Origin of the sequence: Streptomyces lycii (genome assembly GCF_009735685.1) — a bacterium.
In the GTDB taxonomy this organism is placed as follows: domain Bacteria; phylum Actinomycetota; class Actinomycetes; order Streptomycetales; family Streptomycetaceae; genus Streptomyces; species Streptomyces lycii.
The window spans coordinates 1-22435 of the sequence record NZ_WHPN01000245.1 but is presented as its reverse complement, the minus strand read 5'-3'; the positions used below and the strand labels follow the sequence as shown (position 1 = coordinate 22435).

The window sequence follows — 22435 nt, the reverse complement described above, 5'->3', positions numbered from 1 at the left end:
CAGGTTCGGTGTGACCCAACGTAACGAGGAGGAGTGGCCCGGGCCTGAGTACGGCTACTCAGGAGTCCGGGCCGGCCGGGCAGTCCGTATCCGCTTCCGGTGCCGCCGCGCAGCCGTACCCCCCTCCTGCCGCGCCGGACGGGGGTACGCGGCGGCCGGCCCGGGGCGGCCGCCGGGGCGCTCAGTGGCCGCCGTGTCCCGGCTGCCCGTGGTCGAACTTCATGACCTCGGGCGGCATCACCGTGAACGGCCGCATCATGCCCATGTCCTCGTGCTCCAGCAGATGGCAGTGGTACATGAAGCGCCCGTGCGCGCCCGCCAGCCGGGCCATGACCCGCAGCATCTGCGGCCCCGGGACCCGGTAGACGTCCTTCCACGCCTGCTCGTTGGGGGCGAGCGGGATCGCGGCCGCCGGGTCCGTGTTGTACGCGACGGGGCTGCGGGTGCCGCCGAGGGCGGGATCGAAGCCGTCGACGAGATACGGGTCCCGGCCCATCAGCTGGAAGTCCGTCAGATGGATGTGCATCGGGTGTTCGATGCCGCTGAGGTTGAGGAAGCTCCACTGCTCGTGGTCGCCGTGGTGGACCTTGATGCCCAGCGCGTCGTCGAACGTACGGGAGATCCGCCGGTACGTCCGGGTGGTTCCCTTGTCGTCCGTCACCTGGATGACGCCGTCCGCGGGCGGCTGCACGGAGCCGTCCGTGACCTCCGCCATCTCCCAGATCTCCGCGTGGCCCCTGCCGCCCCTGGTCTGGGTCGGCGTGAGGACGATCAGCCGGTGGCCGTGCGGGGTGTCGTGCGAGAGCCGCCGGAACGACGGCGAGACCACGCCCGGCAGCACGAACCGGTCGCGCACCGGCAGCCGGCCCACGCGGAACTCCATCACCTGCGGGAACGGCACATCGCCCGCGGGCTCGCCCGGTACCGTGCCCGCCGGCGCGTTGACCAGCCGGACCCGCTTGCCGCGCAGCGCGCGGAAGTCGACCAGCAGGTCCATCCGCTCGGCCGGCGCCACCCGCAGCCGGGGCAGCGCGTCCCCGAAGTCGACCGGCACCGGGCGCGGCAGCAGGCCGCCGTCGGAGCCGATCTGCTGGATCGCGTCGGTGACGGGCCGGCCGTCCTCGTCGATCAGCACGAGATCGAAGATGCGCGCGTTGGAGGCGTTGAGCAGCCGGAAGCGGTACCAGCGGGCCTCGACGTCGAGATGCGGCCACACCACCCCGTTGACCAGGGTGTACGGCCCGGTGAACGGCAGCGTGACGAACTCGCCGCTCTCCTCGTTCGGGGTGGGCAGCCGCCGCACCTTGTGCAGCAGTTCGCCCGTCGGCCGGCCCTCCGGGTCCACCTCGAAGTTGCGGTCGGACAGCGTCAGCGGGATCTCGTACTCCCCGCGGGGGAGGTTGAGCGCCCGCTCCTCGTCGTCCCGGATCAGATACGAACCGGCGAGGCCCGCGTAGACGTTCCACCGGGTGATGTTCATGGCGTGGTCGTGATACCACCACGCCGTCGCCCGGTGCTCGTTCGGATACTCCGAGAGCTGCGTCTCGCCGTAGCCGACGGCGTTCTCCGCCCAGCCGTCGTTGCCGCCGCCGGTGGCCGCGCCGTGCAGATGCGTGACCGTCCAGGCGGGCAGGTCGGCGACGTCCTTCTCCTCGGTGAAGTCCGCGCCGCGGCCCGGGACGGCGCTGGACGGCACCCCGTCGGCCAGCAGCGGGGCGTCCCCGGCGGTCACCGGGTAGCGGCCGGTGATGCGGTTCGCCCAGGCGACCCGGATCCGCTGCCCGCTCTCGACCTCGAACGTCGGACCCGGGTAGTGGCCGTCGTACGCCCAGACGAGCGTCGGCGGCATCTGCGAGTGCATCCGGACCCAGGTGGCCCGGAGACCGACCTCGATCTCGTCGGGGCCGCCGCCGGCCGCCGGCCGCGGGCGCACCGTCGGCGGCACCCGCAGCGGGTCGAGATACGGAGTGAGTCCCCCGGCCGGTGCGGCGTCGGCCGCGCGGCGTGCCCCGGCCGCCGTCTGCTCCTCGTGTACGTCCGTTCCCCCCGCGAACGCCACGTGCTCGTTCTCCGGTACGGGCCTTTCCAGAATGATGTCGGACACGGTCCAACCCCCGTTGGTCCCCCGTGCCGCCGACCGATCTCGGCGGCAGCTTCCCTTTCAGCGTCGCACCACCGCGGTGCCGGGCCGGACGCCTCCACTGGCCGTCACCCCCTTCCGGCCATGACCGAAAACCTTCCGGTGGGCCGGGGCGACACGCCCGACCTGGTGTCCCCACCCGTCACGGCAGTCCCGGAGAACATCGGCGATGTCGCGAGAAAGGGCTGAAAAGCACTGGAAGCGGCAGGCGGGAACGACAGGAACCGGACATTCTGCTTCCGGTGCGGGGGCGTGGCCGGCCGCCGGTGCGGGGGCCTTCTCCCGGGGTCCGGCCCGCGGTGCCGGGGCCCGGAACCGCGGCCCGCGGGAGGCCGCATGGGCAGCGGCTGCCCGCGCCTGCGCGGTTGCCCGCGGCTGCTCGTGGGTTCGTGGGGCCGGGGGCCGGGGGCCCGTGCGGGCCCGGTGGGGCCGCCGTTCGCGCGAGGCGGAACGCAACTCCCTGGCGGCCCGGCGCCGCGCTCCTACCCTGAGGGGATGAGCAGCCACGCGCCGAACCGAGCCCGCGTCGTCCCGCTGCGTCCGGCCCCGGTGGCCCCGGCGCCCCCGGCCAGGGAACCGCTCTGGCGGGACGTCCTCGGTGACGTTCTGCGCCGCGAACGCCTCGCCCAGGAACGCACGCTCAAGGAGGTCGCGGACGCGGCGCGGATCTCGATGCCGTATCTCTCCGAGGTGGAGCGGGGCCGAAAGGAGGCCTCGTCCGAGGTATTGGCGGCCGCCGCCCGGGCGCTCGGGCTGGGCCTGGCCGATCTGCTGGCCCTGGGGTACGGGGAGATCGTCCGCCGCTCGGGCACCGGCCGCCCGGTGCCCGGCGAACGCGGAGCCGCCCGCCGTACGGCGCCGGCCGGAGGCCCCGGGCGCGCGCTGTTCGCGGGACGCGGGCGGGCCCCGGAGCGCGTACCGGAGCCCGCGCTGCTTCCCGGGCACGAGCCGGCGCCCGAGCGCGAACTGCTCCCCGAGCCCGCGGAGGGCGCCGAGTTCACGGAGAGCGTCGAGCCCGCGGTGGGTCCGGAGCCCGCGGTGGGTCCGGAGCCCGAACCGGCCACGGGCCGCGCCGCCGTCACCGGCCGTGCTGCGGCCACCGCCAGTGCTGCGGCCACCGCGCGCGCCGCCGTCGGCAGCCACGTCATCGGCACCGCCGCCGGCTCGGGAACCGCCACCGGCTCCGGCTCCGGCACCGGCACCGGCACCGGTTTCGCTTCCGGTTCTGCTTCCGGTTCCGGTTCCGGCCCTGGAGACCCGACGGGCACCACGGACGGCGTGGCTGCCGGGGACGTGGTGGAGACCGTGGACGCCGCGGACGGCACGGTTGCCGCGGTCGGCAAGGTCACCGCGATCGGGGAGCTGAGTGCCCGCCGGCCCGCTCCCCGGGCCGCGCACCGGCAGGGGGACGTGCGGCTCGCCGCCTGATCTCAGACCGGCGCGAGCCGCCGGCTGAGCACCTCGTCGGCGAGTCCGTACTCCACCGCCTCTTCCGCCGTGAACACCTTGTCGCGGTCCATGTCCGCGCGCAGGGTCGCGACGTCGTGGCGGGTGTGCCGGGCGAGCACCTCCTCCACCTGGGAGCGGATCCGGAGCATCTCCTTCGCCGCCAGGCTGAGGTCGGACACGGTGCCCTGCCGGCCACCGGTGGCGGGCTGCCCCAGGAGTACCCGGGCGTGCTCCAGGATCAGCCGCCGCCCCGGGTCGCCCCCGGCCAGCAGCACCGCGGCGGTGGAGGCCGCCTGCCCGACGCAGAACGTCGAGATCGGCGAGCCCACGAAGGTCATCGTGTCGTAGATGGCCATGAGCGAGGTGAACGAGCCGCCCGGGGAGTTGATGTAGATGGAGATCTCCCGCTCCGGGTTCGCCGCCTCCAGGTGGAGGAGCTGGGCGATGACGACGTTGGCGACGCCGTCGTCGATCTCGGTGCCGAGGAAGATGATCCGCTCGGCCAGCAGCCGGCTGTAGACGTCGTAGGAGCGCTCGCCCTGCGCGGTGCGCTCGACGACGCTGGGAATCGTGTACTGGCTCATGTCTACAGTCCGATCCGTCGCCGGGAACCGGCCGGCCGGACGTCGTCCAGAGAGGTGACGACGCGGTCGACCATGCCGTACTCCTGGGCCTGCTCGGCGGTGAACCACCGGTCGCGGTCGCCGTCGCGGGAGATCGTCTCCTCGCTCTGGCCGGTGTGCTCGGCGGTGATCCGCTCGATGGCCTTCTTGGTGAACTCGAGGTTCTCGGCCTGGATCGCGATGTCGGCGGTGGTGCCGCCGATGCCCGCCGACGGCTGGTGCATCATGATCCGCGCGTTCGGCAGGGCGTGCCGCTTGCCGCGGGCCCCGACGGTGAGCAGGAACTGGCCCATGCTGGCGGCGAATCCCATGGCGAGGGTGGACACGTCGTTGGGGATCAGCCGCATCGTGTCGTAGATCGCGAGGCCTGCGGTGACCGAGCCGCCCGGGCTGTTGATGTACAGGGCGATGTCGGTGCGCGGGTCCTCCGCCGAGAGCAGCAGCATCTGCGCGCAGACCCGGTTCGCGGAGATCTCGTCGACCTGGGTGCCGAGGAAGACGATGCGCTGGTTCAGCAGCTGCTCGGCGAGATGGTCGTCGAACCGGGTCGCGGGGGTGTCGCCCTCGGACGCCCGTGGTGCGCGCCCGGCGGGCCTTCGGCCGGTGATGAGTGTCGACATCGGTCCTCCTGGGTCGAAGCGGAGTCGTGCGGGCGGCTGCGGACGCGGCGCCCGTCCCTCCACTCTTCGCCCACCGGGCCCGTGACATGGGTTTTCTCGGCCCGCAGCAGATCTGCCCAGGGCAGAGCGAGACCCGGGAGAGGCTCGGTGCGCCGTGCCGGCGGGCGGGTCCGGAGTACGACACCGGTCGCGCACCCCTATGCCGCAAGGTGAGCACATCGCTACCGTGGGAGCGCTCCCTCTCGTCAGCCGAAAGGCGGAGATCGCACCATGAATTGGCATGAACCTGTAAGAACTCGCCGGCCGCTGCACGCCCTCGCCGTGCTGGCCGCGGCGCTGCTCTGTCTGCTCCCGTGGGCCGACACCGCGGCGGCGCACGGCTCGGTCATCGATCCGGCGTCGCGCAACTACGGCTGCTGGGAGCGTTGGGGCGACGACTTCCAGAACCCGGCCATGGAACAGGAAGACCCCATGTGCTGGCAGGCGTGGCAGCACGACACCAACGCGATGTGGAACTGGAACGGCCTCTATCGCGAGGGTGTGGCGGGTGACCACCGGGGCGCCGTCCCCGACGGTCAGCTGTGCAGCGCGGGCCTGACCGGGGACGGCCGCTACGCGGCGATGGACACCCCGGGGGCGTGGAAGACGACGGACGTCGGTGACGACTTCACGGTCCAGTTGCAGGACCAGGCGATGCACGGTGCCGACTATCTCCTGGTCTACGTCTCGAAGCAGGGATACGACCCGGCCACCGAGGCGCTGGGCTGGGACGATCTGGAACTGGTCGCCGAGACCGGCAGTATTCCGCCCAGCTCGATGATGCCGGTCGACGTCAGCACCTCGGGGCGCAGCGGGCACCACGTGGTCTACACGATCTGGCAGGCCTCGCACGCGGACCAGTCGTACTACATCTGTAGTGATGTGAACTTCGGCTGAGCCGGCACGCGGGGCGCGGCCCCGTACGCATACGCACGACGACCCCGCCGGGCGCTCCACGCCCGGCGGGGTCGGTGCTCGCCGTCCGGTGTCCGGCTCTCGGCGTCCTCAGACCCGGGACGGCTCGGGCGTACGGGCCTCGCCGCGGAACACCTGGCCCGTGTGCCAGCCGATGTGCTCCGGGGCCACCTCGGCGCTGCCCGCCTGCGGCCCGGTCAGCTCCCGGCCGGTCAGGTCGAGCACCTGGCGGCGGGCCGCCGTGCCCCGGCCGGTGAACTCCCGGGAGACCGTGATCCGCCGGTCCCGGTCCAGGCCGAGCACGCCCCGGTCGAACAGCTTGTGGTGCAGGGAGCACAGGCACAGCGCGTTGGAGAGTTCGTCGGGCCCGCTGAACGCCCACCACCGGACATGCGCCGCCTCCAGCGCGACCGGGATCCTGCCGAGGGCCCCGTCGAAGCCGCAGAACGCGCAGCGGTGTTCGTACGCGGTCAGCACGCTCCTGCGCAGCTCGGCGGCGCGCTGCCGGGTCCGCGCCGCGACCGCGGTGCCCACCGCCCCTGCCCTGTCGGCGAGTTCGAGATCGAGCCCGGCCGCCTCCGCGATGTCCGCGTGCAGGGACGGCGGGAAGTGGGTGTCCAGCAGCAGGTGTGCCAGCCGCCCCAGGAGCGCGGGCTCCTCGGCGAGCGCCGCGCGGAGTGCGGGCACCAGGCGTCCCTCCGCCTCGCTCTCGCGCAGCGCCCGGACTCCCGTGCCGGGACTGCCCGTGCCGTGGTTCGTGCGCACTTCCCAGACGCCGTCGCCGGCGAGATGGTGGAACGGATACGCGGGCGAGGTCCGGCGCGGCGGGCCGTAGTCCTGGAGCAGGTCGCTCAGGTCCCGCTCGATGTCGGAGTACCGCAGCGGTTCCCCGGGGCGCCGCTGGAACCGTCCCAGCGCGTACAGCAGCAGCAGTGGCTTGTGCGGTGCCCGTTCACCGCCCCGGTTCCACTGGCGCAGGTGACCGACTCGCTCCGTCCAGTCCATGGCAGGGACTGTAGAACGCGGCACCGACAGCGGTCCGCGGTGCGGCGGTCCGACGCCGTCGGCGATGCGGCGGCAAGCACCTGACATGCTGGGTCGCATGAGTTCGTTCCTGCCGTGGCTGGACCGTTCCACCCGGGCGTTCTGGCGGGTCAGGGGCCGCCCCGTCGACCTGGCGGGTGAACACCGGTGGCTGGCGGCCCCCGTGCACGACGCGCAGACCGTCGGCGACGGCTGGCTCCGCGCGGCCGCGGCGGCGCACGGCGGCACGGTCGTGGAGCAGGACGGCGGGGGGCTGCTCCCGGACATGTCGCGGCTCGACGGGCCGGACTTCAGGGCCGCCGGCCTGCGGCCGGAGATACGTGACTTCTACGAGCACACGTCCAACTGGCGTCTGGAGGTGTGGACTCAGTGGAGCCCGCTGTTCCGGCCCGGTGGTGAGATCGTCTCGCGGCTCTTCGGGCGCCGGGTGCAACAACTCGCGTTGCCCATGCGGCCACTTGACGTCGCCCGTGGCATGGACAGCAGGGTGGCCGCGATCGTGGGAGCTGACGGCGAACAGCGGGCCGCTGGATGGATACGGAAACTGCGGGCGACGGGCGGGCACGTCTACAGCGGGTGCTATTCAACCCGGCTGCTGCCGCGCTCCGGGCAGCCGAGCGTCCACGTGGCATTTCCCCTTGAGGCGGGCAACGTCCAGGTCTTTCTGCGCCCGAGCGTCCTGCCGGACGGCGCGCTGGCCCTGACCTCTCCCGCCGGGGCCTTCGGGGACAACGGCGCCTATGTGGTGGTCGAGCACCGCGGCGGCGCCCATGCCGCCCGCATTCCGGTCCACGAGACGTTTCGCGTCTTCGCCGACAGTGAGGGAACGCTGCGCACCGACCACGTGCTTCTCCTGTGGTCGGCCGCCGTACTCCGTCTCCATTACAAGATGATCCCGGCGACGACGTGACCGCGCGCCAGTCCTGGGACGCCGCACGGCCCGGAACGGGGCCGCACGGACGGAGGACGCCGCACGGACGGAAAGAGGCCGCACGGACGGAAAGAGGCCGCACGGACGGAGAGAGGCCGCACAGCCGGAAAGGGGCCGCGGGCGAAACCCGCCGCCCTCCCCGTGCCCCTGTGCATGCGCATGAGGACCGGCGGTTGCGCTCCATGCTGCCCGGACGGCCGGATCCGGCCCGCTCCGGGCCTCACTCCGCCGGTGCCACGCCGATCGGGCAGGAGACGCCCGTCCCGCCGATGCCGCAGTAGCCTCCCGGGTTCTTGTCCAGGTACTGCTGGTGGTACGCCTCGGCCGGGTAGAACGGACGGCCCTCCGCCGGGAGGATCTCGGTGGTGATCTCGCCGTGGCCCGCCCGCGCCAGCACCTGCTGGTACGCCTCGCGGGACGCCTCCGCGGCCGCCAGCTGCGCGGGGGAGTGGGTGTAGACCGCCGAGCGGTACTGGGTGCCGACGTCGTTGCCCTGGCGGAACCCCTGCGTGGGGTCGTGCGACTCCCAGAAGACCTTCAGCAGGTCGGCGTACGGGACGACCGCCGGGTCGAACACGACGCGGACCGCCTCCGTGTGGCCCGTGAGCCCGCTGCACACCTCTTCGTAGGACGGGTTCGGTGTGTGCCCGCCCTGGTATCCGGCCAGGGTGGTCCAGACGCCCTCCGTCTGCCAGAACTTGCGCTCGGCGCCCCAGAAGCAGCCGAGGCCGAAGTCCGCGGTCTCCAGGCCCTCGGGGTACGGGCCGAGCAGCGGGTTGCCGAGCACCGTGTGCCGGTCCGGGACCGGGAACGTGCGCTCGGGGCGGCCCTTGAGTGCCTCTTCGGGGGCGGGCAGCTGGGGTGTGCGGTTCCAGAACATCTTCGGTTGCTGCTCCTCGGCTAGGGGTCCTGTGGAAGAACGCCCGGCGGGGTCCGGGCATTCCGCCGGCCCGGCTCGCGTGCGGGGCCGGCGGAACGCGCGGTCAGCGCGGCATCGTCGCCGGGCTGCCGCCCGCCTGTTCCCAGCCCGCGACCGCCAGCGCGCGGTACGCGGCGTACTCCGCCGCCGGGTCCTCGCCGTACGACCACGGGACCGCGCCCACATGGCCGTCCACCCGGGCCAGCTGCTCCATCGCGTCCGCGTAGCGCTCGGCACGGACCAGGAACCAGACCAGCAGGTGGCGCACGTGCGGCAGGACCGGGTGGCCGGGCGGGGCGGTGCGGGCCGCGTACAGGGCACCCTCCAGGGCCTTCACGACGACGTCGCTCTGGTAGAGCCCGCGGACCATGTTGACGTCGGGCAGGTGCTCGAAGACCGCGAAGAGCGGCAGTGCCGGCAGGAGGCTCTGCTCCGGGGCGGAGGCGGCCGCCCGCTGGGCGAAGGCGTCGGCCTCGTTCTGCGAGCCGTGCCACTTCTCGCACCAGTAGTGCAGCGCCGCCAGGTGCGCGCCCATGTGGTGCGGGGCGCGCGCGGTGACGGTGCTCCACAGCTCCTCGAAGTCGGCGCGCCGGTAGTTCAGCCCGCGCGCGATCGCCAGTTCGACGATGTACGGGGTCGGGTCGCCCGGTGCCAGCAGCGCGGCGTCGGCGCACACCGAGCGGGCCTCCTCCAGGATGATCCGGTGCTCGTCGGTGCCGGCCCCGGACACGGCGGCGGTCTGCGCCGCCTGGCGGACCAGGAACTCGGCGTGCACCACCGCGCCGCCGGCCTCCTTCGGGTCCTCCACGCGCCAGGCCCGCAGCCACTTGCCGCCCTCGCCCGGCGCCTCGGCCAGCTCGTGCGCCGCCGCCCCGGCGAGCGTCTGCACGCGCTGCCAGCGCAGCTCGGGCTGGTCGGTGGTGAGGGCCAGCAGCTGGGCGGCCGGGTGCCAGTCCTGGGTGCGCCGCAGCTCGTCGAGGACGCCGGCCAGCTCCCGGTCCGGCCCGGGCAGCCGGACGTCGAGCTGCTCGTGCGGGGTGAAGCCGTAGGCCTGCGGGTCGATCGCGCTGCTGTGGCCGCGCACCGCCTGCCGGCCCGCGCGCACGCGCCGGGCTCCGGGCACGATCAGGACGGCGCCGATCATGACGATGCCGAGCAGAATGATCAGTAGCTCCATCAGCGGTCCTGTGTCGTGGGTCGGGTGTACGGATGTTCGGGTGTACGGATGTGTGGTGCGGGTCCCCGGCGCCACACGGAGGTCGGGCCGTGCGGCTGTGGGGGCGCGCGTACCCATTGTCGCGCCCCGCGCACCGTTCCCGGACCCCCCTGCCGCCCGGTGGCGCGCGGAGTTCCGGGCGCGCGCCTTCCTGGTACTACTCTCGGGCCCATGAGCGACCAGCACCAGCAGCGCGGAGCCACGAGCTTCGAGACCCTTGCCATTCACGCGGGACAGGAGCCGGACGCCGCCACCGGTGCCGTCGTACCGCCGATCCACCAGGTGTCGACGTACAAGCAGGACGGTGTGGGCGGTCTGCGCGGCGGCTACGAGTACAGCCGCAGCGCGAACCCGACCCGCACCGCGCTGGAGGAGAACCTCGCGGCGCTCGAAGGCGGCCGCCGCGGCCTGGCCTTCGCGTCCGGGCTGGCCGCCGAGGACTGCCTGCTGCGCACCCTGCTGTCACCCGGCGACCACGTCGTCATCCCCGACGACGCCTACGGCGGCACCTTCCGGCTGTTCGCCAAAGTCGTGGAGCGGTGGGGCGTCGAGTGGTCGGTCGCCCACTCCTCCGACCCGGCGGCGGTACGGGCCGCGCTCACACCCCGGACGAAGGTCGTCTGGGTGGAGACCCCGTCGAACCCGCTGCTCGGCATCACCGACATCGCGGCGGTCGCGGACGTCGCCCGCGGCGCCGGGGCGCGGCTCGTCGTCGACAACACCTTCGCCAGCCCCTACCTCCAGCAGCCGCTGGCGCTGGGCGCGGACGTCGTCGTGCACTCGACGACGAAGTACATGGGCGGGCACTCCGACGTGGTCGGCGGCGCGCTGGTGGCGAACGACGACGCGCTCGCCGAGGAACTGGTCTTCCACCAGAACGCGATGGGCGCCATCGCGGGCCCGTTCGACTCCTGGCTGGTGATGCGCGGCATCAAGACGCTCGCCGTGCGGATGGACCGGCACAGCGCCAACGCCGAACGCGTGGCCGAGCTGCTCACCGCGCACCCGAAGGTCGCACAGGTCTACTACCCGGGCCTGGCGGAGCACCCGGGGCACGAGACGGCCGCCAAGCAGATGCGGAGCTTCGGCGGCATGGTGTCCTTCCGGGTCGCGGGCGGCGAGCAGGCGGCGGTCGACGTGTGCAACCGCGCGAAGCTGTTCACCCTCGGGGAGTCGCTGGGCGGCGTCGAGTCACTGATCGAGCACCCGGGGCGGATGACGCACGCCTCGGCGGCCGGTTCGGCGCTGGAGGTGCCGGAGGACCTGGTGCGGCTGTCCGTCGGCATCGAGGCGGTCGACGACCTGCTGGCGGACCTCGCGCAGGCGCTGGGCTGAGCCTCCGGCCGCCGCCCGGCGCGGCCGCCCGCTCACCAGGCCTCCATCGGCGGTGTGGTCTCCGCGGGCGGCGGCACCCAGGGCTGGGTCACCAGCAGCCACACCAGGAAGGCGATCAGCGCGGCCCCGGCCAGCGCCGCGAACACCGTGTGCGCGCCGCGCCGGAAGGCCAGCGTCCGCCGTCCCCGGGCCGCCGCCCGCGCGGCCAGGTCCGGGGGCACCGGCGGATGCGGCCCCGCCAGCAGCCGCCGCACCTCCGCCTCCTTGCGGTCCGGGAGACTCACGGCGCAGGCTCCGCGCGGGCACCGAGCGGACGGCGCGGCATCCTGGGCGGGACGGGGGAGGGGGCGCGCGAGCGGAGGGCGGTCACCGAGCGCAGGCAGATGGCGCGGACCCGGTCGGCGGGGAGCCCGAGCTGGGCGGCGGTCTGCTCCTCCTCCACGCCCTCGTACAGCCGGAGCACCAGCACCAGCCGCTCCTGCGGGGTCAGCCGGGCGAGCACGCCGCCGCGGGGCCGGCGGCGGCGCCAGGCGGTGCGGGCGAAGCGGGCGGCGAGATCCTGGCGGGCGTAGTCGTACGGGTCCTCGCCGCGCAGCCGGTCCCAGTCGGCGTACGTACGGGCGAGGGCGGCCGTCAGCAGCCGCTCGGCCGTGTCCGGGTCCGCGGTGAGGAGTGTCGCCGTGTGCAGCAGCCGGCCTGCCGCGCCTGCGACGAACGCCTCGAACTCCCCGGCACGGCGGTGGTCACGCATCGCTCGCCGTCTTCGCACCGCGCCTCCTGTGCCTCCATGGGACGGCAGCGGCGGGGCCCGGTCAAGAGGCCGGACGGCACCGGCCCGGGCGGGCGCGGGGACGGTCGTTTCAGGAGGCCGTGGCTTCGCTCTCCGGCTCCCCGGGACCGGCACCGGAGGGGGGCTGGCCCGCCGACTGGCGCTCGGAGAGGGCGCCGTTGAAGCGGGTCAGCAGCGTGCAGAACGACTCCCGCTCCTCCTGGGTCCAGCCCTCGGTGAGCAGCGCCATCAGTTCGCGCCGGGAGGAGCGCACCTCGTCGAGGCGGGCCTGGCCGCGCTGGGAGAGTTCGAGGACCACCGCGCGGCCGTCGTCGGGGTGCGAGGTCCGCTTCACCAGCCCGGTGTCGACGAGCGGCGCGACCTGCCGGGTGACGGTCGAGGAGTCGATGCCCATGCCGGCGGCCAGCGCCTTGACCCCCATGGGGCCTTCCACGTCGAGCCGGTTGAGCAGCAGATACGCGGCGCGGTCCATCGAGTTGCGCACCTGGCCGACGCCGCCGAGCCGGGTCTGCTCCGCGCGCCGGGCGAAGACCGCGACCTGGTGCTGGAGATCGTCGAGGAGACCGCCGCCTTGGAGGAGAGTCGTCATGTCCGGTGTCGTGGGCATGGCCTGGGCTCGCTTCGTGGAGGGTCGATAGGACGGCCACAGATTACGCGGCCGGGCCCGGAACCGTAGCGCTGCGGAGCGGAACCGGCCACCGCGGCGGGCCCGGAACGGCGGGCCCGGCACCCGGGCGGGCGCCGCCGTGCCGCGGCCCGGAGTACGGCCGGCCCTGCCGCGCGCCGTGGCCCGCCGTACGCCGGTGACGGGTGGGAACTGGGAGACTTGGCGGCATGGCTGCTGCTACCCACGGCGACGACGCGGACCACAAGTCCGCCGCCCTGCCCTCGATCACCGTCGACGACGTGCGCGCCGCGCACAAGATGCTGTCCGGAGTGGCCCGGACCACGGCCCTGGAGGGCAGCAGGCACCTGACCGAGCTGGTCGGCGCGCCCGTGCACTTCAAGTGCGAGAACCTGCAGCGCACCGGCTCCTTCAAGGTGCGCGGCGCGTACGTGCGCATCGCGGGCCTGTCCGCGGAGCAGCGCGCCTCGGGCGTGGTCGCGGCCAGCGCCGGGAACCACGCGCAGGGCGTGGCGCTCGCGGCCTCGCTGCTGGGGGTGCGGTCGACGGTGTTCATGCCGGTCGGCGCGCCGCTGCCGAAGGTCGCCGCGACCAGGGAGTACGGCGCCGAGGTACGGCTGCACGGACAGGTCGTCGACGAGACGCTGACCGCCGCGCAGGAGTACGCCGCCGAGACGGGCGCCGTCTTCATCCATCCGTTCGACCACCCGGACATCGTGATCGGGCAGGGCACCGTCGGGCTGGAGATCCTGGAGCAGTGCCCGGAGGTGCGCACCATCGTCGTCGGGATGGGCGGCGGCGGGCTGGCGGCGGGCATCGCGCTGGCGGTCAAGACGCTGCGGCCGGACGTGAAGGTGGTGGGGGTGCAGGCGGTGGGCGCGGCGGCGTATCCGCCCTCGCTGTCGGCAGGGCATCCGGTGGCGCTGGACTCGGTGACGACCATGGCGGACGGGATCAAGGTCGGGCGGCCCGGGGACGTGCCGTTCAAAATCATTGGCGATCTTCTGGACGAGGTCCGTACCGTCTCCGAGGACGCGCTCGCGGGTGCGCTGCTGCTGTGCCTGGAACGGGCGAAGCTGGTGGTGGAACCGGCCGGGGCGAGTCCGGTGGCGGCGCTGATGTCGGACCCGGGATCCTTCGAGGGACCGGTCGTGGCGGTGCTGTCCGGGGGGAACGTCGATCCGCTGCTGATGCAGCACATCCTGCGGCACGGCATGGCGGCGTCCGGGCGCTTCCTGTCGCTGCGGCTGCGGCTCACGGACCGGCCGGGGTCGCTGGCGATGCTGCTGGGGGCGTTGTCAGAGGCGGATGCCAATGTTCTGGACGTCAGCCACGCCCGGACCGACCCGCGGCTCGGGCTCACCGAGGCGGAAGTGGAGCTGAGGCTGGAGACCAAGGGGCCGGAGCACTGCTCCGAGGTGCGGGAGGCGCTGCGGGGAGCGGGCTACACCGTTCTGTCGTGACCGTTCCGGCCGGTCCGGTACGACTTCCCGGCCGCCTGGCCGGGGACCGGCTTACGCGAAACAGTATCGCGACATATCGCGAGTGCGGTACGGTGCTGCTCTCGCCGTCGTCCCCGGGGGGAACCGGCGGGCCGGCGGGCGTGCGCACCGGGCGACCGGGCGTGCGCGTGCGCCGGCTGTCGTGACACCCGATACATCGTGTGTCCGGGGGCGGGGGAGTCCGGCACACCGGGCGTTCGGCGCGCCGGGCGAGCGGCGTGCCGGGCGAACGGCACGCGGCCGCTCGGCACCACACCGGGCGCCCGGCACGCCGGGCACCGGGCGCGGCGCGTCCGGGGGGCCCGGGGCGCCGGGACCCGGCACGCCGGGCAAGCACTGCGGCGCCTCGCGCGCCGACGTAAATTTCACAAGGAACACCCATAACACCGGGAGAATCCCATGCCAGGCGCCATTTACGCCGAAGGTCTGGTCAAGACCTTCGGCGATGTGAGGGCTCTGGACGGCGTCGACCTCGACGTGCCCGAAGGCACGGTGCTCGGCCTGCTCGGGCCGAACGGCGCCGGCAAGACCACCGCGGTGCGTGTCCTGACGACACTGCTGCGGCCCGACAGCGGCAAGGCTGTCGTGGCGGGCATCGACGTCCTCAAGAATCCCAACGAGGTCCGCCGCTCCATCGGCCTCTCCGGCCAGTTCGCCGCCGTCGACGAGTACCTCACCGGACGTGAGAACCTCCAGATGGTCGGCCAGCTGTACCAGATGAGCGGACGCGACGCGAAGACCCGCGCGACCGAACTGCTGGAGCGCTTCAACCTCAGCGAGGCGGGCGACCGGCCCGCGAAGACCTACTCCGGCGGCATGCGGCGCCGGCTCGACCTGGCGGCCGCCCTGGTCGTCAGCCCGCCCGTGATGTTCATGGACGAGCCGACCACCGGGCTCGACCCGCGCAACCGGCAGCAGCTCTGGGGCATCATCCAGGAGCTGGTCGCCGGAGGCACCACCCTGCTCCTCACCACGCAGTATCTCGAGGAGGCCGACCAGCTCGCCCACGACATCTGCGTGGTCGACCACGGCAAGGTCATCGCCCGCGGCACCTCCGACCAGCTCAAGTCCCGTACCGGCGGCGAACGCGTCGAGGTCGTGGTGCACGAGCGGGACCAGCTGACCGTCGCCACCGAGGTGCTGCGCGGCTTCGGCAAGGGAGAGGTCAGCCTCGACGACCACACCCGCCGGATCACCGTCCCGGTCACCGGCGGGGCCAAGCTGCTCGCCGAGGTGATCCGCGAACTCGACTCCCGCGGCGTCGAGATCGACGACATCGGTCTGCGCCGCCCCACCCTTGACGACGTCTTCATCTCGCTCACCGGCCATGCCGCCGAGGGCGAAGAGGAGCCCGGCCGGCCCGAGGAGGCTGCCAAGTGAGCACCGCTGCCGGTACGGCGACCAGGACCGCCGCCCCCCGGGCGCGCGGGGGCATCGGCCAGTCCGTGCGGGACTCCCTGGTCGTCGCCAAGCGCAACCTCATCCGGATGCTGCGCATCCCGGAAATGATCATCTTCGGGCTGATCCAGCCGATCATGTTCGTGGTGCTGTTCAGCTATGTCTTCGGCGGCTCCATCAGCGTCGGCGGCGATGTCAGCTCGGACCTGTACCGCGAGTTCCTGATGGCGGGCATCTTCGCCCAGACCGTCACCTTCGCCACGGCCGGCGCGGGCGCGGGGATCGCCGACGACATGCACAAGGGCCTCATCGACCGGTTCCGGTCGCTGCCGATGGCCCGCGGCGCGGTACTCACCGGACGGACCCTGGCCGACCTGGTGCAGACCGCGCTCACCATCGTCGTCCTCGCCCTGGTCGCCCTCCTCGTCGGCTGGCGGATCCACGAGGGCATCCTCAAGATGCTGGCGGGCTTCGCCCTGCTGCTGTTCCTCGGCTACGCCTTCTCCTGGATCGGCGCACTGATCGGACTCTCCGTGCGCACCCCGGAGGCGGCCACCTCGGGCGGGCTGATCTGGCTCTTCCCGCTGACGTTCATCTCGAACGCCTTCGTGCCGTCCGACAACATGCCGACCCTGCTGCGGCACATCGCCGAGTGGAACCCGTTCAGCGCGACCGTCCAGGCGTGCCGCGAGCTGTTCGGGAACCTCCCGCAGGGCTATCCCGTGGCGGACGCCTGGCCGATGCAGCACCCGGTGCTGGCCTCGCTCCTCTGGTCGGTGGTGATCATCGCGGTCTTCCGGACGCTCGCGGTGCGCAAGTACCGCTCGGCGACCGTCTGAGCACCTTCCGGAGCCGGCCGGTTACGGAGTGGCGCGGCTCCGGAACAGGCCGGTTCAAGAGCCCCGGAGAACCGCTTTCGCACGACGAGACCCCCGGCGCGGCGCGCCGGGGGTCTTCCGCGTGTGGTGGGGGCTGCCCGGGCCGGGCGGCCGGGCCGCCGGGCCGGTCGGGTCAGCCCTTGTACGGCTTGGCCTCCAGGACCTTCACCGAGGCCATCTTGCCGTTCGGCAGCTCGTACTCCGCGACGTCACCGACCCTCTTGCCGTTGACGCCGGTGCCCAGCGGGGACTGCGGGGAGTAGGTCTCGATGTCCCCGCTGGCGTACTCGCGGGAGGCGAGGAGGAACGTGGTCGTGTCGTCCGGGTCGCCGTCGAAGGCGATGGTGACGACCATGCCCGGCTCCACCACGCCGTCGTCGGGCGGGGTCTCACCGACCTTCGCGTGCTGGAGCAGCTGGGTCAGCTGCCGCACGCGCAGCTCCTGCTTACCCTGCTCCTCCTTGGCCGCGTGGTAACCGCCGTTCTCCCGCAGGTCACCCTCTTCCCGGGCCGCCTCGATCTTCTTGGCGATCTCGGTACGCGCGGGACCCGACAGGTACTCCAGCTCCGCCTTGAGCTGGTCGTACGCCCCCTGGGTGAGCCAGGTGACGTTGTCGCTGGTCTGGGTCACAGGTGCTCCTCGTCCGTGCTGGGAATACAAAGCAACGCCCTACCCAGAAGATTGCGCCTTCACGGGTGGGCGAAACCACGAGCCTAACAATTCCGGCGGAAAAGGGGGAGGAGTAAAACTCCGAAGCCGTCCGCACGGGGGCCGCCGCTCCGCCGGGAGCGCGGCCGGACGGTGCGGGGACCGGGCCCGGCGCGGCTCAGCCGCCGTCGGCGGGCTGGCAGCCGACCAGCTCCAGCGCCGTGGCGCGCTCGGTGGTGCGGACGGTCGCGACCTTGTCCACGCGCGCCTCCGGCTCGTCGAAGCGGATGTCCTTCCAACCCACCTCGGCGCCCGACTCGGACAGCGAGCGGACCGTGCAGACACCCGCGGCGCCCGGGTCCTTGCGGACCTCCAGATGCGCCTCGACGGTCTCGTCGGAGACCACCTTGAACTTGATCAGCTCACCGCTGACGTCCTGGCCCGCCACGTAGGAGAAGCCGAACCAGCCGATCACGCCCAGCATCGCCGCGCCCAGGACCACGCCGAGGATCTTCAGCCTGCGGTCCGCGCGGCCGTCGGCCGGGCGGCCGTACCGCGCGCCGGCCGGGCTCTCGCGCGTCACTGTCATGGCCGTTCCTTCCGGATGCCGGGCCGTGGAATGAATCGGCCCCTGCTTCGGTCACTATAGAAGGCGCCTCTTCCGGACGGAGGAGGGGGCCGAGACCCAGTGACCGAGGATCGAGTCTTGACCGAGCAACTGCGTTTGATGGCGGTACACGCCCACCCCGACGACGAGTCGAGCAAGGGCGCCGCGACCATGGCGAAGTACGTGTCCGAGGGGGTGGACGTGCTGGTCGCGACCTGCACAGGCGGGGAGCGCGGCTCCATCCTCAACCCCAAGCTCCAGGGTGATCCCTACATCGAGGAGCACATCCACGAGGTGCGCGCCAAGGAGATGGACGAGGCGCGCCAGATCCTGGGCGTGAAGCAGGCCTGGCTGGGCTTCGTCGACTCCGGGCTGCCGGAGGGCGACCCGCTGCCGCCGCTGCCCGAGGGCTGCTTCGCCCTCCAGGACGTGGACGAGGCCGCGGGGGCGCTGGTGAAGCTGATCCGCGAGTTCAAGCCGCACGTGATCACCACGTACGACGAGAACGGCGGCTACCCGCACCCCGACCACATCATGACCCACAAGATCTCCATGGTGGCCTTCGACGCCGCCGGTGACCCGGAGAGGTACCCGGAGGCGGGCGAGCCCTGGCAGCCCCAGAAGATCTACTACAACCAGGGCTTCAACAAGGAGCGCACCGTCGCGCTGCACGAGGCCCTGATCTCGCGCGGCATGGAGTCCCCGTACGGCGAGTGGCTGGAGCGGTGGAAGGAGTTCAACCGCAAGGAGCGCACCCTCACCACCTATGTGCCCTGCGCCGACTTCTACCCCGTCCGCGACAAGGCGCTGATCGCGCACGCCACGCAGATCGACCCCGACGGCGGCTGGTTCCGGGTGCCGATGGACATCCAGCAGGAGGTCTGGCCGACCGAGGAATACGAGCTCGCGAAGTCGCTCGTCGAAACCTCCCTCCCCGAGGACGACCTCTTCGCGGGCATCCGGGAGAATTGACCGCATGACGATCGCCAACGCCACCCATCTGGACCTGGCCGTGACCCGGCTCGTGCCGCTCGCCAAGGAGCTGGACGAGAACAAGGTCACCCCGGGCGTCCTCGGATTCATCGTCTTCGCGCTGATCGGCGGGGCGGTGTGGTTGCTGATGAAGAACATGAACAAGCAGTTCACGAAGATCGACTTCGAGGAGCAGCCGGCCGCGGCGGGAGCGGGTGAGCGGGTGGCCAAGGAGACTCCGGAGGCCACGGCCTCCCGAGCCTCCGGACCGGCACAGCGGGACTGATCCCCGCCCGGGACTGCTCCCGGTCACGGGACCGATCCCCCGTAGGGAACCGATCCGTGCCACGGGACTGACCCCCGCTGCGGGGTTGATCCGCGCCACGGGGCTGATTCCCGATGCGGGACCGATCCGCACCACGGGACTGATTCGCGCCCGGGACCGATCCCGGTCACGGGGCTGATCCGCGCCACGGCGCGGAGCCCTGCCAGGGCCGGGGCTGTGGCGCGGCGCGGGTCAGTCCGTGCCGGGGGGCGTTCTTCCGTGGCCTTCGTGCGGGCCGTGGCTGCGAGACGTCCGGGGCACGGCCGGTCCCGGTCCCGGTCGCGGTCGTCCCCGGGCGCGGGTGCGGTCGTGGCCATTGCCTGGTGGCGGGGCGGCAGCCGTACCCGTGGGGGCTCGGGGAGGCCGTCCGTACACGTCGTCCGCGGCAGCCCTGCCCGTGCGGGCTCCGGGCGGCCGTGTGCGTCGCGCGTGCGGCCGGGGTGGCCGTCCGTACGCGTCACCTGCGGCCGCGGTGGCCGTCCGTACGCGTCGTCCGCGGCAGCCCTACCCGTTGGGCCCCGGCGGCCGGGAGCGTCAGCGGTGCGGCCGGGCAGGCGTACGGGGTTCCGGCCCGCCGGCGTCTCCGGACGCCCCGGGCCTCCGCGCCCGCCGACGCGGATATCCGGCCCCCATCCGGCCGTCCCTCCCCCTCCGATGGTCCCCCCGTCCCTCCTCCGGCTCGTCGGCATCTTCGGACGCCCCGGGCCTCTACGCCCGGCCGACGCGGACATCCGGGCCCCCATCCGGCCGTCCCCCCCGTCCGATGGTCCCCGTCCCCCCGTCCCTCGCCCCCCGTCCGGCCCGGCGGCGGGCCCGTGCCGCGGCTGTCACGCGTCCACAGCCGTGCCCATCACCTCCCGGGAGTGCCGGGTCGGGACCATGCCCAGCTGCCACGCCTGCCAGCCCGTCTCCGGTGTCACCCCGCGCTCCAGGATCAGGCCGAACGCCTCGGCGCAGTCGTCCAGCTTGCTGTCCCGGGCCGGATGCCCCTCCCTGACGAGGGCCGCCAGCTCCTCCTGGGCCACCGCCGAGCCGACGACCGAGCCGCCCGGTGACGCGAACGGCAGCAGCGTGCAGCGCAGGAAGCGGGCCCAGTCGGCGCCTCGGCGGTCGCCGTAGCTCTCGAAGAGCCGCGCCGCCTCGTCGGCCAGCTCAAGGGCCTGCTCCGGCCGGCCGTTCCCGGCGTCGATCACCGCCAGCTCCGTGCAGGACCACGCCTCGCCGTGCGGCACGCCCACCCGGTGGAAGTCCTGCCGGGCGTCCTGGAGCAGCTGCCGGGCGAAGCCGCTGTTGCGCAGCGACCCGGTCTGGGCGGCGCGCTGGTCCCGGGTGACCCGGGCCGAGTGGTGCCGGGCGCAGGCCAGGCCGTAGACGTCCCGCATCCGGCTGAACATGGTGCGGGCCCGCTCCAGCTCGCGCACCGCGTCGTTCAGCCTGCCCCGCTCCTCCAGGGCCTGGCCGAGGTAGTAGCGGGTCCAGGCCTCGCCGCGGGCGTCCTCGTTGTCCCGGTGCCGGGCGAGGGCGTGCCGCAGCTCCTCCTCGGCCGTCCCCGCGTCGCCCCGGGCGACGAGCCGGGCCCGGGCCAGCTCGGTGAGGGCCCAGGCCTCGCCGCGCGCGTCGCGGGTGCTGTCGTACTGCTCGAGGGCGCGGCGGAGCTCGGACTCGGCGTCCGTGACCCGGCCCATCCGCAGATACACCTGGCCCAGCTGGAAGTGCGCCCAGGCCTGGCCGTGCACGCTCTCGCTGCCCCGGTGCAGCTCCAGCGCCGTGCGCAGCAGGTCCAGCGCTTCCCGGATGTTGGCCCGGTCGCGCTCGACCGCGGCCAGGGCGTGCAGCGACCAGGCCCGGTCGCCCGCGAAGTCGTCGCCGGCCTGCATGGAGACGGCCTCCCGCAGCTTGGCCGCCGCCTCCGGCAGGCTGCCCTGGTGGTGCAGGGTGATGCCGAGGTCCCGCAGGGCGCGGGCCGCGCCGGCCGGGTGCTCGGCGGCGAAATACAGGTCCACCACCGAGGTCAGGGTCGTGCGCGCCTTGTCCAGCTCGCCCAGCTGCCGGGCCGCGACACCGGTGCGCCACTGCACGGACCGCACCAGCAGCCCGCGGTCGGCGGCCTTCGTCAGCTCGTTCAGCTCGCCCAGCCGGTAGAGGTCGCCGCGCAGCAGGCAGTAGTCGCACAGGGCGCCGAGGAGGTGGAGGACCGCGGACTGGTCGACGTCCTCGGCGTGCCGCAGCGCCGCCGTGATGAAGCTGGACTCGTCGTCCAGCCAGCGCAGCGCCGCCTCCAGTGAGGTGAAGCCGTGACGTCCGAAGGTGCCGGTCCCGAAGGTCTGGTCGGCGCGGGTGGAGGTCTTGCCGTCGACCAGCCGGATCACCGAGTCCGCCAGCTCGGCGTAGCTGCGGATCAGCCGTTCCTGGGCGGCGGAGCGCTCCGCGGGCTCCTCCTCGGCGAGCAGCCGCTCCCGGGCGAAGGAGCGGACCACGTCGTGCAGCCGGTAGCGGCTGGCCCGGACGTGCTCGACGAACCCCGCGCGCGCCAGGGCCGTCAGCTGCCGGCCGGCCTCCTCCTCACCGGTGGCGAGCAGGGCCGCCGCGGCGCCCGCGCCCAGGCTGGCCCGTCCCGCCAGCGACAGCCGCCGCAGCAGGGTCCGGGCGGGGCCGGGCAGGTCGGCGCAGCGCACGGCCATCGCCCGCTCCACCGGTCCCCGCGCGGTCTGCTGCTCCAGGGCCTCGGCCAGCTCGCGCGGGGCGCGGTCGCCCAGCGACGACCCGGCGACCCGGAGCGCCAGCGGCAGCCCGCCGCACAGCTCGGTGATCCGGTCGCCCGCCTGGGCGTCGTACGGCTCGGGGACGGTCTCCGCGGACTGCCGCAGCAGTTCCTCGGCGCCCGCGGCGTCGAGCGGCTCGACGGGCAGCTCGTGCACCCGGGCCGGGAGGCCCGGCGGCAGGTCGAGCGGCTCCCGCGCGGTGACGAGCAGCAGGCTGTCGGAGCGCTCGGGGAGCAGGATGCGGACCTGCTCGGCGTCCGAGGCGTCGTCGAGGACGACGGTGACCGGCAGGTCCCGGACATGCCGGTGATACAGCTCGACGAGCCGCCCCAGCTGGCTCTCCGGGGACGAGCGCTCGCGGAACAGCAGCTGCTCGCGGGGGGCGCCGAGCCGGTTGAGCAGATGCAGCAGGGCGTCGCGGACCGGCAGCGGACGCTCCCCCGAGCCACCGCGCAGATCGACCACGCAGGCCCCGCGGAACTGGTCCCGCAGATGGTGCGCCGCCCGCACCGCGAGCGTCGTCCGGCCGGACCCCGGCGGCCCGTGCAGCACGACGACGGTGGGCTTCGTCTCCGTGCTCGCCCGGGAGGCGTGCACCCACTGGGCGATCCGCAGCAACTGCGTCCGGCGGCCCGCGAACGGCCCCTCTTCGTCGGGGAGGTGCTTGAACGACTGCTGGAGGACGGTGCGCCGCCT

20 protein-coding genes and 1 pseudogene are annotated in these 22435 nt (G+C 73.3%); 9 read left to right on the top strand and 12 right to left on the bottom strand.

The window, feature by feature from the left end:
* Positions 1 to 181: 181 nt before the first annotated feature.
* A complete protein-coding gene (locus tag GCU69_RS10240; RefSeq protein WP_156205746.1) occupies positions 182 to 2059 on the bottom strand; it encodes a multicopper oxidase family protein in 1878 nt (625 codons plus the stop codon).
* A gap of 576 nt (positions 2060 to 2635) precedes the next feature.
* Between GCU69_RS10240 and GCU69_RS10235 the strand changes: the two are divergent.
* Positions 2636 to 3004: pseudogene (locus GCU69_RS10235) on the top strand (helix-turn-helix domain-containing protein); the annotation flags it as partial.
* A gap of 566 nt (positions 3005 to 3570) precedes the next feature.
* On the opposite strand, the gene GCU69_RS10230 reads toward GCU69_RS10235, so the two are convergent.
* Together GCU69_RS10230 and GCU69_RS10225 are read right to left on the bottom strand one after the other, a co-directional pair.
* Positions 3571 to 4173, bottom strand: coding sequence for a ClpP family protease (locus GCU69_RS10230; RefSeq protein ID WP_098753701.1), 603 nt, complete (start codon positions 4171 to 4173; stop codon positions 3571 to 3573).
* Positions 4174 to 4175: 2 nt separating this feature from the next.
* On the bottom strand, positions 4176 to 4832 hold the full coding sequence (locus GCU69_RS10225) for an ATP-dependent Clp protease proteolytic subunit (RefSeq protein ID WP_098753702.1): 657 nt from the start codon (positions 4830 to 4832) through the stop codon (positions 4176 to 4178).
* 270 nt (positions 4833 to 5102) lie between these two features.
* On the opposite strand from GCU69_RS10225, the gene GCU69_RS10220 reads away from it, so the two are divergent.
* Positions 5103 to 5768 (top strand): lytic polysaccharide monooxygenase auxiliary activity family 9 protein, encoded by a 666-nt coding sequence (locus tag GCU69_RS10220; RefSeq protein ID WP_098753703.1) that lies wholly within the window; start codon positions 5103 to 5105, stop codon positions 5766 to 5768.
* Between the two features lie 108 nt (positions 5769 to 5876).
* Here the strand turns inward: GCU69_RS10220 and GCU69_RS10215 are convergent, their stop codons facing one another.
* Positions 5877 to 6791 carry a phosphorothioated DNA-binding restriction endonuclease gene (locus GCU69_RS10215; RefSeq protein ID WP_098753704.1) on the bottom strand — a complete coding sequence of 305 codons (915 nt, stop codon included), beginning with the start codon at positions 6789 to 6791 and terminating at the stop codon, positions 5877 to 5879.
* 97 nt (positions 6792 to 6888) lie between these two features.
* On the opposite strand from GCU69_RS10215, the gene GCU69_RS10210 reads away from it, so the two are divergent.
* A complete protein-coding gene (locus tag GCU69_RS10210; RefSeq protein ID WP_156205743.1) occupies positions 6889 to 7740 on the top strand; it encodes a hypothetical protein in 852 nt (283 codons plus the stop codon).
* Positions 7741 to 7981: 241 nt separating this feature from the next.
* Here the strand turns inward: GCU69_RS10210 and msrA are convergent, their stop codons facing one another.
* A complete protein-coding gene (msrA, locus tag GCU69_RS10205) occupies positions 7982 to 8641 on the bottom strand; it encodes a peptide-methionine (S)-S-oxide reductase MsrA (RefSeq protein WP_098753705.1) in 660 nt (219 codons plus the stop codon).
* 103 nt (positions 8642 to 8744) lie between these two features.
* Complete coding sequence (locus tag GCU69_RS10200) at positions 8745 to 9857, bottom strand: hypothetical protein (protein ID WP_098753706.1); 1113 nt, start codon at positions 9855 to 9857, stop codon at positions 8745 to 8747.
* Positions 9858 to 10067: 210 nt separating this feature from the next.
* Between GCU69_RS10200 and GCU69_RS10195 the strand changes: the two genes are divergently transcribed.
* A complete protein-coding gene (locus GCU69_RS10195) occupies positions 10068 to 11231 on the top strand; it encodes a cystathionine gamma-synthase (protein ID WP_098753707.1) in 1164 nt (387 codons plus the stop codon).
* Positions 11232 to 11263: 32 nt separating this feature from the next.
* On the opposite strand, the gene GCU69_RS10190 is transcribed toward GCU69_RS10195, so the two are convergent.
* The 3 genes from GCU69_RS10190 to GCU69_RS10180 all read right to left on the bottom strand — a co-directional run bounded on the left by GCU69_RS10190 (position 11264) and on the right by GCU69_RS10180 (position 12628).
* A complete protein-coding gene (locus GCU69_RS10190; protein WP_098753708.1) occupies positions 11264 to 11515 on the bottom strand; it encodes a hypothetical protein in 252 nt (83 codons plus the stop codon).
* Positions 11512 to 12000 carry a sigma factor-like helix-turn-helix DNA-binding protein gene (locus GCU69_RS10185; protein ID WP_235978380.1) on the bottom strand — a complete coding sequence of 163 codons (489 nt, stop codon included), beginning with the start codon at positions 11998 to 12000 and terminating at the stop codon, positions 11512 to 11514. Before GCU69_RS10185 ends, GCU69_RS10190 begins: the two co-directional genes overlap by 4 nt.
* A 91-nt stretch (positions 12001 to 12091) precedes the next feature.
* On the bottom strand, positions 12092 to 12628 hold the full coding sequence (locus GCU69_RS10180; protein WP_176604556.1) for a MarR family winged helix-turn-helix transcriptional regulator: 537 nt from the start codon (positions 12626 to 12628) through the stop codon (positions 12092 to 12094).
* A gap of 227 nt (positions 12629 to 12855) precedes the next feature.
* Between GCU69_RS10180 and ilvA the strand changes: the two genes are divergently transcribed.
* From ilvA to GCU69_RS10165, 3 genes are all read left to right on the top strand, one after another.
* Positions 12856 to 14109 carry a threonine ammonia-lyase gene (gene ilvA, locus GCU69_RS10175; RefSeq protein ID WP_098753710.1) on the top strand — a complete coding sequence of 418 codons (1254 nt, stop codon included), beginning with the start codon at positions 12856 to 12858 and terminating at the stop codon, positions 14107 to 14109.
* 438 nt (positions 14110 to 14547) lie between these two features.
* On the top strand, positions 14548 to 15528 hold the full coding sequence (locus tag GCU69_RS10170) for an ATP-binding cassette domain-containing protein (protein WP_098753711.1): 981 nt from the start codon (positions 14548 to 14550) through the stop codon (positions 15526 to 15528).
* Positions 15525 to 16385 (top strand): ABC transporter permease, encoded by an 861-nt coding sequence (locus tag GCU69_RS10165; RefSeq protein WP_098753712.1) that lies wholly within the window; start codon positions 15525 to 15527, stop codon positions 16383 to 16385. The genes GCU69_RS10170 and GCU69_RS10165 overlap by 4 nt, the downstream gene beginning before the upstream one ends.
* A 172-nt stretch (positions 16386 to 16557) precedes the next feature.
* Here GCU69_RS10165 and greA read toward each other — a convergent pair whose 3' ends face one another.
* Both greA and GCU69_RS10155 read right to left on the bottom strand, forming a co-directional pair.
* Positions 16558 to 17055 (bottom strand): transcription elongation factor GreA, encoded by a 498-nt coding sequence (greA, locus tag GCU69_RS10160; RefSeq protein WP_098753713.1) that lies wholly within the window; start codon positions 17053 to 17055, stop codon positions 16558 to 16560.
* A gap of 196 nt (positions 17056 to 17251) precedes the next feature.
* On the bottom strand, positions 17252 to 17662 hold the full coding sequence (locus GCU69_RS10155) for a DUF4307 domain-containing protein (protein WP_098753714.1): 411 nt from the start codon (positions 17660 to 17662) through the stop codon (positions 17252 to 17254).
* 117 nt (positions 17663 to 17779) lie between these two features.
* Between GCU69_RS10155 and mca the strand changes: the two genes are divergently transcribed.
* Both mca and GCU69_RS10145 read left to right on the top strand, forming a co-directional pair.
* Positions 17780 to 18652, top strand: coding sequence for a mycothiol conjugate amidase Mca (mca, locus tag GCU69_RS10150; RefSeq protein WP_156205741.1), 873 nt, complete (start codon positions 17780 to 17782; stop codon positions 18650 to 18652).
* Between the two features lie 4 nt (positions 18653 to 18656).
* Positions 18657 to 18938, top strand: a complete 282-nt coding sequence (locus tag GCU69_RS10145; protein WP_098753716.1) for a hypothetical protein — start codon at positions 18657 to 18659, stop codon at positions 18936 to 18938.
* Between the two features lie 866 nt (positions 18939 to 19804).
* Here GCU69_RS10145 and GCU69_RS10140 read toward each other — a convergent pair.
* Positions 19805 to 22435 (bottom strand): tetratricopeptide repeat protein (locus tag GCU69_RS10140; RefSeq protein WP_235978379.1); only part of this gene is annotated, 2631 nt, incomplete at its 5' end.

Bases quoted from the DNA above. Each gene is read 5' to 3' on its own strand.
- GCU69_RS10230 (WP_098753701.1), bottom strand. From the start codon at position 4,173: ATGAGCCAGTACACGATTCCCAGCGTCGTCGAGCGCACCGCGCAGGGC.
- GCU69_RS10225 (WP_098753702.1), bottom strand. From the start codon at position 4,832: ATGTCGACACTCATCACCGGCCGAAGGCCCGCCGGGCGCGCACCACGG.
- GCU69_RS10220 (WP_098753703.1), top strand. From the start codon at position 5,103: ATGAATTGGCATGAACCTGTAAGAACTCGCCGGCCGCTGCACGCCCTC.
- GCU69_RS10215 (WP_098753704.1), bottom strand. From the start codon at position 6,791: ATGGACTGGACGGAGCGAGTCGGTCACCTGCGCCAGTGGAACCGGGGC.
- GCU69_RS10210 (WP_156205743.1), top strand. From the start codon at position 6,889: ATGAGTTCGTTCCTGCCGTGGCTGGACCGTTCCACCCGGGCGTTCTGG.
- msrA (WP_098753705.1), bottom strand. From the start codon at position 8,641: ATGTTCTGGAACCGCACACCCCAGCTGCCCGCCCCCGAAGAGGCACTC.
- GCU69_RS10200 (WP_098753706.1), bottom strand. From the start codon at position 9,857: ATGGAGCTACTGATCATTCTGCTCGGCATCGTCATGATCGGCGCCGTC.
- GCU69_RS10195 (WP_098753707.1), top strand. From the start codon at position 10,068: ATGAGCGACCAGCACCAGCAGCGCGGAGCCACGAGCTTCGAGACCCTT.
- GCU69_RS10180 (WP_176604556.1), bottom strand. From the start codon at position 12,628: ATGCCCACGACACCGGACATGACGACTCTCCTCCAAGGCGGCGGTCTC.
- ilvA (WP_098753710.1), top strand. From the start codon at position 12,856: ATGGCTGCTGCTACCCACGGCGACGACGCGGACCACAAGTCCGCCGCC.
- GCU69_RS10170 (WP_098753711.1), top strand. From the start codon at position 14,548: ATGCCAGGCGCCATTTACGCCGAAGGTCTGGTCAAGACCTTCGGCGAT.
- GCU69_RS10155 (WP_098753714.1), bottom strand. From the start codon at position 17,662: ATGACAGTGACGCGCGAGAGCCCGGCCGGCGCGCGGTACGGCCGCCCG.
- GCU69_RS10145 (WP_098753716.1), top strand. From the start codon at position 18,657: ATGACGATCGCCAACGCCACCCATCTGGACCTGGCCGTGACCCGGCTC.